The following is a 6,020-nucleotide window of genomic DNA, read 5'->3' as shown; positions in this document are numbered from 1 at the left end:
GCGGCGCACCCACCAGCCGTTCTACTAAACCGGAACAATTCCGGACCCGTTGAAGGAATCCGAGTCCAGGAAGGGACATCACGTGGCAGACAAGTCCGGTGCCAGTAAGCGCCGGAGCCCGGACACCAACCCCTCCCCGGTGGCTGAACAGCTGCCTGTTGTGGGCTCATCGGGAACCCCGGACAAGGCTGAGTCATCACCGGGAACCCCGGGCAAGGCCAGATCGTCACCGGCGGCGCCGGGCAAGGCCAGAGCGAAGGTTGCCCGGAAAGCCGGCGGCTCACGACCTCCGGCCAACCCGACCGACGCCCTGCCGATCACACCGCAGGCCGCCCGGCCCGACCGCTCGCAGCTTGCTGCCCGCAAGATGCTCCGGCGCCTGGTCCAGGGGGAAGCCCCGCCCACGCAGGCGATGAACCTCGTTGAGCGGCTCGCCGGCAGTCCCTTTGCCAATCCCACCGTCCAGGTGGGAGGGCCCGACGTCGGCGCACGCCGCACGCTCGACTTTGCCCTCAGCCTTGCCGAGACAATGTTCCGTTACGGTGCGGGTGCGCTGGAGGTGGAAACCAGCATCATCGCGGTGACCGCTGCGTTTGGGCTGGACAACATCGAGGTCGACATCACCAACCAGTCCGTGGTGCTCAACTATTCCGCCAAGGACCAGACACCGACCACAGTTCTGCGCGTAGTCCGGTCCTGGACCAACAACTATGCCGGTCTGACACGCGTGCACCAGCTCGTGACCGACATCGCCGACGGCGGCGTGGACCGCTCTGAAGCGATCCGGCGCCTCGAAGAGATCACCCACCGGCCGAAGCCGTTCCCACGCTGGATGGTCACTGCGGCGTTCGGCGTGTTCGCAGCGGCCATTGTGGCGTTCATCGGCGGCGGACCGCTGGGCTCGCTCATCTCGTTTGCGAGCTGTATCGGAGTGGATCTGCTTTCACGTCAGCTGGGACGCTGGCGTGTGCCGGAGTTCTTTGCAACCGCGACGTCGGCTGCCCTGGTCACGTTCATTGCGATGCTGATGTGGTGGCTGGAGGCGCCGATTTCGCCGGCGCTCGTGGTGGTGGGCGGCATTCTGCTTCTCCTGCCGACAGGACGGCTGGTGTCAGCAACCCAGGACGCCATCAACGGCTTCCCGGTGACTGCGGCCGGCCGGTTCCTGTCCGCGTTCCTGGTGTTCGCCGGTCTGGTGTCCGGGATCGCCGTCGCGCTGGTGTTCGGCAAGCTCATCGGCGTGCCGGAACTCGACGTCACGTCCTCGGAGGGCTCGTTGTATCCGCTGCCCGTGGTTGCGGTGCTTGTCTTCGTAGCGATTGCGATGATCTGCGTCGCCGAGCAGACGGACCTGTCGCTGATCATCCCCACCTCGCTCATCGGAACCGCCGGGTTCCTCCTGTACTCACTGGTGGTCAACCTGGGTGTGGGCTACCGGCTGGCGCCCGCGGTTGCGGCCGTTTTGATCGGTATGCTCGCCCGTGTGGTGGCACTGCGCATGGGGGCGCCGCAACTGGTGGTCGCGGTGCCCGCGGTGATGTTCCTTTACCCGGGGCTTACGATCTTCCGGTCGATGTACGACCTGACGATCGAGACCGATGTGACGGGCGCCGGCGCGATCGGGCTGTTCAACGCGCTCACCATCATCCTGGCCATTGCCGGAGGAGTGGTGCTTGGCGACAACCTGGCGCGGCCTTTCACCAAGAAGCTCAGCAGTAACGAACGCCGTCGTAACCGCCGCCGCTGAGGCTGGACAGTCAGCTGCGCAGCCAGTTCACCGGTTCGGCGCCCTGCCTCCGGAGGAGGTCATTGGCCCTGGAGAAGGGCCGCGACCCGAAGAACCCGCGTGAGGCCGAGAGCGGGCTGGGGTGGGGAGACTCGATCAGGGGCGTGGACCCCAGCAGCGGCTTCAACTGCTGGGCTTCACGGCCCCAGAGGATCGCGACCAGCGGCTGGTTGCGGCCCACCAGTGCCCGCACGGCGGCGTCGGTGACAGCGTTCCACCCCAGTGCACGGTGCGAGCCGGTTTCTCCGGCACGCACCGTCAGGGTCCGGTTCAGCAGGAGGACTCCCTCCTCGGCCCAGGGGGAGAGATCGCCGTGGGCGGGCGCGGGGGCGCCCAGATCTGCCTCAAGCTCCCTGTAGATGTTGGCAAGGCTGCGGGGGAGCCGCGTCTGACGCGTCACAGAGAAGGCAAGGCCTACGGAGTGGCCGGGCGTGGGGTAGGGATCCTGGCCCACGATCAGAACCTTGACGTGGCTCAGCGGGTAGGTGAAGGCGCGCAGGATGGATTCCGGCTGCGGCAGCAACTGCACCCCGCGCTGCTGTTCCGTGGCGAGGACGCGGGCCAGCTCGTGGACCTCGGACTGTACCGGGCGAAGCGCCGCAGCCCAGTCAGGTGCCATCACCTCATGGAGCGCCGCAGGCGCAGCGAACGGGATCGGTTCCCCGGCGGGCGGTGGCAGGGGCAGGGTGGGGGTGCCGTCGTCGTGCATGTCTCTATTCTTGCGTGCCGGCACGGGCAGGGGGTTAGGTGGCGGGTAAATGACAAGCATGTGATTCGCCACTACCATGGACGAAGTTGATACCGCGGAAACGGTGGATTGGACGGTGTGTCGTGGGTATGCAGGGCTCGGCAGCGCAGGCAGATCAGAATGGTGCCGCACAGACGCGGGAGCCGGCTTTGGGGGAGCGCGAACAGCGCATGCTCGAACTGGAGCGCCAGTGGTGGAAGTATTCGGGCGCCAAGGAGCAGGCCATCCGTGAGATGTTCGATCTCTCCGCGACGCACTACTACCAGATCCTCAACGCGCTGATCGATACCGAAGCGGCCCTCGCCCACGATCCGATGCTCGTGAAGAGATTGCGTAGACTACGTACGACCCGCCAGCGCGCCCGTTCCGCGCGCCGACTCGGCGTCGACGTCTAGTTTTTCCGCAACCCCAACCCAAGGACTCCCCGGCAGATGACCCAATACCCCCGCGACGAATTCGACCAGGTGCCGGAATCCGCCGCGAGGCAGGGAGTGCACCGCGAACGGCTCGTGCCTCCGCGTTCAAGCGGCCTGGTGCTGAAAGTCATCGCGGGCATGCTTGTGCTCGCGGTCGGCCTGGTTGCGTACTTCCTGTTTCCCCGGCTGGGACTCGGCCAGGCCTCCCGTGTCACACCCGAAACCAGCAGTTCGGCGCCGATGCCCTCGATCACCGCCGGCGACGCAGCGAGCGCCACGCCCAGCGAGGAATCCGATCCCACGGCCAATCCCACGGCGTCCGCACCTCCCGCTTCACCCGGCCCAGAGCCAACCCCCAGCGAGGAAACAACACCTGCCGAGGAACCGGTGACGGACACTACCGAGCCTGCCGCCGCCGCGGACCGGACGCAGCCGGTTGCCGTATTGAATGCGACAAGCGTCAGTGGGCTGGCCAGCACAGCGGCCGGTCGCCTTCAGTCCGAAGGCTGGAATGTTACCCAGATCGGCAACTGGTCCGGTCAGCCGCTGCAGGGTTCGATCGTCCTCTATAACGGTGAAGAACAGCGGTCTACCGCCGAAGCGCTTGCCGGAGCTCTGGGAATCGGAGCGGTGCAGGGCGAAGCCGGATTGGGAGGCATCACTGTTGTGGTAGGCCCCGGCTTTCAATAAGCACGCTGGTTAAGGATCAATAACATTCCCTGTGTTCCCCGTCACTGTCCCCGCGATGTGGGATTAGATGTATTTCAGCCCCGCCATCACCAGCCACGCGGGGATCTACATAGTGGGAGAACAACATGGCGCAGGGAACCGTGAAATGGTTCAACGCTGAAAAGGGTTACGGCTTCATCACTGTCGATGAGGGTGGGGCAGATGTCTTTGTGCACTGGTCTTCGATCGAGATGGAGGGCTATCGCGCACTCGATGAGGGCCAGCGGGTCGAATTCGAGATCGGGGAAGGCCAGAAGGGGCCGCAGGCGGAGGCTGTGCGCCTCGCGTCCTGACCCCGCCCACGGTTTGCCGAAGAACAACGGCGCGTCTCCCCGGAAGGGGTGGCGCGCCGTCGTCGTTGTTTCCCCTCAGGTGAACAGCTTGCACTCGCAGTGTGTGAGTGCTAATTATTGACTTAGCACTCAGGTGTGACGACTGCTAAGACGGCACCCGAGAGTGAACCAGGCAACCTCTGTGGTGAGGGCTGGTTCGGGAGGTACAGAGATCCTCCCGGATCCGTCCGTCCGTCGCGGGCATCACAGGCGGGTAGCAGCATACGCATTACCGTCCCGAAAGGACCTACGCCGTTATGGCCAAGATCATTTCTTTTGATGAAGAGGCACGCCGCGGCCTCGAGCGCGGGTTGAACACCCTCGCTGATGCAGTCAAGGTAACGCTGGGCCCCCGCGGTCGCAACGTTGTCCTTGAGAAGAAGTGGGGCGCTCCCACGATCACCAACGACGGCGTTTCCATCGCCAAGGAGATCGAACTCGACGATCCGTTCGAGAAGATCGGCGCCGAGCTCGTCAAGGAAGTCGCCAAGAAGACTGACGACGTTGCCGGTGACGGAACCACCACCGCAACCGTCCTCGCCCAGGCGCTCGTGAAGGAGGGCCTCCGCAACGTAGCTGCCGGCGCCGACCCGCTGAGCCTCAAGCGCGGCATCGAGAAGGCCGTTGACGCAGTCACCGCCGAACTCCTCGCCTCCGCGAAGGAAATTGAGACCAAGGAAGAAATCGCAGCTACGGCTTCGATCTCCGCCGGTGACCAGCAGATCGGCGACCTCATCGCCGAAGCTCTGGACAAGGTGGGCAAGGAAGGCGTCATCACCGTCGAGGAGTCCAACACCTTTGGGCTGGAGCTTGAGCTCACCGAGGGTATGCGCTTCGACAAGGGCTACATCTCCGGCTACTTCGTCACCGACGCAGAGCGCCAGGAAACGGTCCTCGAAGACCCGTACATCCTGATCGTCAACTCCAAGATCTCGAACGTCAAGGATCTCGTCGCTGTCCTCGAGAAGGTCATGCAGTCCGGCAAGCCGCTGCTGATCATCGCCGAAGACATCGAAGGCGAAGCCCTGGCCACCCTCGTGGTCAACAAGATCCGCGGCACGTTCAAGTCGGTTGCCGTCAAGGCTCCGGGCTTCGGCGACCGCCGCAAGGCCCAGCTCGCTGACATCGCCATCCTCACCGGTGGCCAGGTCATCGCCGAGGAGGTTGGCCTCAAGCTCGAGAACGCCACCATCGACCTCCTGGGCCAGGCCCGCAAGGTCGTTGTCACCAAGGACGAGACCACCATCGTCGAAGGTGCCGGCAACGCCGAGGAGATCGCCGGGCGGGTTGCACAGATCCGTGCCGAGATCGAGAACTCCGACTCCGACTACGACCGCGAGAAGCTGCAGGAACGTCTGGCCAAGCTGGCCGGCGGTGTTGCAGTCATCAAGGCCGGTGCGGCAACCGAGGTTGAACTCAAGGAGCGCAAGCACCGCATTGAGGACGCTGTCCGCAACGCGAAGGCTGCTGTTGAAGAGGGCATTGTTGCCGGCGGCGGCGTGGCCCTGATCCAGGCCGGCGCCAAGGCGTTCGCCAACCTCAACCTGGAAGGCGACGAGGCAACCGGTGCAAACATCGTGCGCATCGCCATCGACGCCCCGCTCAAGCAGATCGCTTTCAACGCAGGCCTCGAGCCCGGCGTTGTCATCGAGAAGGTCCGCGGCCTGCCCGCAGGCCACGGACTCAACGCCGCAACCGGCGACTACGAGGACCTGCTTGCTGCCGGCGTCAACGACCCGGTAAAGGTGACCCGTTCCGCACTGCAGAACGCCGCCTCCATCGCGGGCCTGTTCCTCACCACCGAAGCTGTTGTCGCGGACAAGCCTGAGAAGGCTGCTCCCGCAGGCGGCGGCGACGAGATGGGCGGCATGGGCGGTATGGGCGGCTTCTAGGCTCCCAGCCCTACCTGCTCGACAACACAGAAGGCCGGTCCCCTCGGGGGCCGGCCTTCTGTGTTGTGAAAGCCGGAAGATTCGTGCACCTGTGGCGGGATCCCGGGCGCGGAGGCC

Annotated in this window: 6 protein-coding genes; 5 read left to right on the top strand and 1 reads right to left on the bottom strand. The window is 65.0% G+C overall.

What is annotated here, in order from left to right; translation table 11 throughout:
• Positions 1-82 precede the first annotated feature (82 nt).
• Positions 83-1,747 carry a threonine/serine exporter family protein gene (locus tag X803_RS0107660; protein ID WP_026544684.1) on the top strand — a complete coding sequence of 555 codons (1,665 nt, stop codon included), beginning with the start codon at positions 83-85 and terminating at the stop codon, positions 1,745-1,747.
• Between the two features lie 10 nt (positions 1,748-1,757).
• Here the strand turns inward: X803_RS0107660 and X803_RS0107655 are convergent, their stop codons facing one another.
• On the bottom strand, positions 1,758-2,495 hold the full coding sequence (locus tag X803_RS0107655; RefSeq protein ID WP_084033527.1) for a uracil-DNA glycosylase: 738 nt from the start codon (positions 2,493-2,495) through the stop codon (positions 1,758-1,760).
• Between the two features lie 128 nt (positions 2,496-2,623).
• On the opposite strand from X803_RS0107655, the gene X803_RS0107650 reads away from it, so the two are divergent.
• The 4 genes from X803_RS0107650 to groL all read left to right on the top strand — a co-directional run bounded on the left by X803_RS0107650 (position 2,624) and on the right by groL (position 5,903).
• Positions 2,624-2,929: a DUF3263 domain-containing protein gene (locus X803_RS0107650; protein ID WP_035778202.1), complete on the top strand. Its 306-nt coding sequence runs from the start codon at positions 2,624-2,626 to the stop codon at positions 2,927-2,929.
• Between the two features lie 36 nt (positions 2,930-2,965).
• The gene (locus tag X803_RS0107645; RefSeq protein WP_026544681.1) at positions 2,966-3,640 is read left to right on the top strand and encodes a LytR C-terminal domain-containing protein; all 675 of its coding nucleotides are present in this window, start codon (positions 2,966-2,968) and stop codon (positions 3,638-3,640) included.
• A gap of 125 nt (positions 3,641-3,765) precedes the next feature.
• Positions 3,766-3,972 (top strand): cold-shock protein, encoded by a 207-nt coding sequence (locus tag X803_RS0107640; RefSeq protein ID WP_026544680.1) that lies wholly within the window; start codon positions 3,766-3,768, stop codon positions 3,970-3,972.
• Between the two features lie 296 nt (positions 3,973-4,268).
• Positions 4,269-5,903: a chaperonin GroEL gene (gene groL, locus X803_RS0107635; RefSeq protein WP_026544679.1), complete on the top strand. Its 1,635-nt coding sequence runs from the start codon at positions 4,269-4,271 to the stop codon at positions 5,901-5,903.
• Positions 5,904-6,020: the final 117 nt, after the last annotated feature.

It is taken from the genome of Arthrobacter sp. 35/47 (assembly GCF_000520475.1).
Classification (GTDB): Bacteria; Actinomycetota; Actinomycetes; order Actinomycetales; family Micrococcaceae; genus Arthrobacter_D; species Arthrobacter_D subterraneus.
This window is presented reverse-complemented; position numbering and strand designations above follow the sequence as displayed.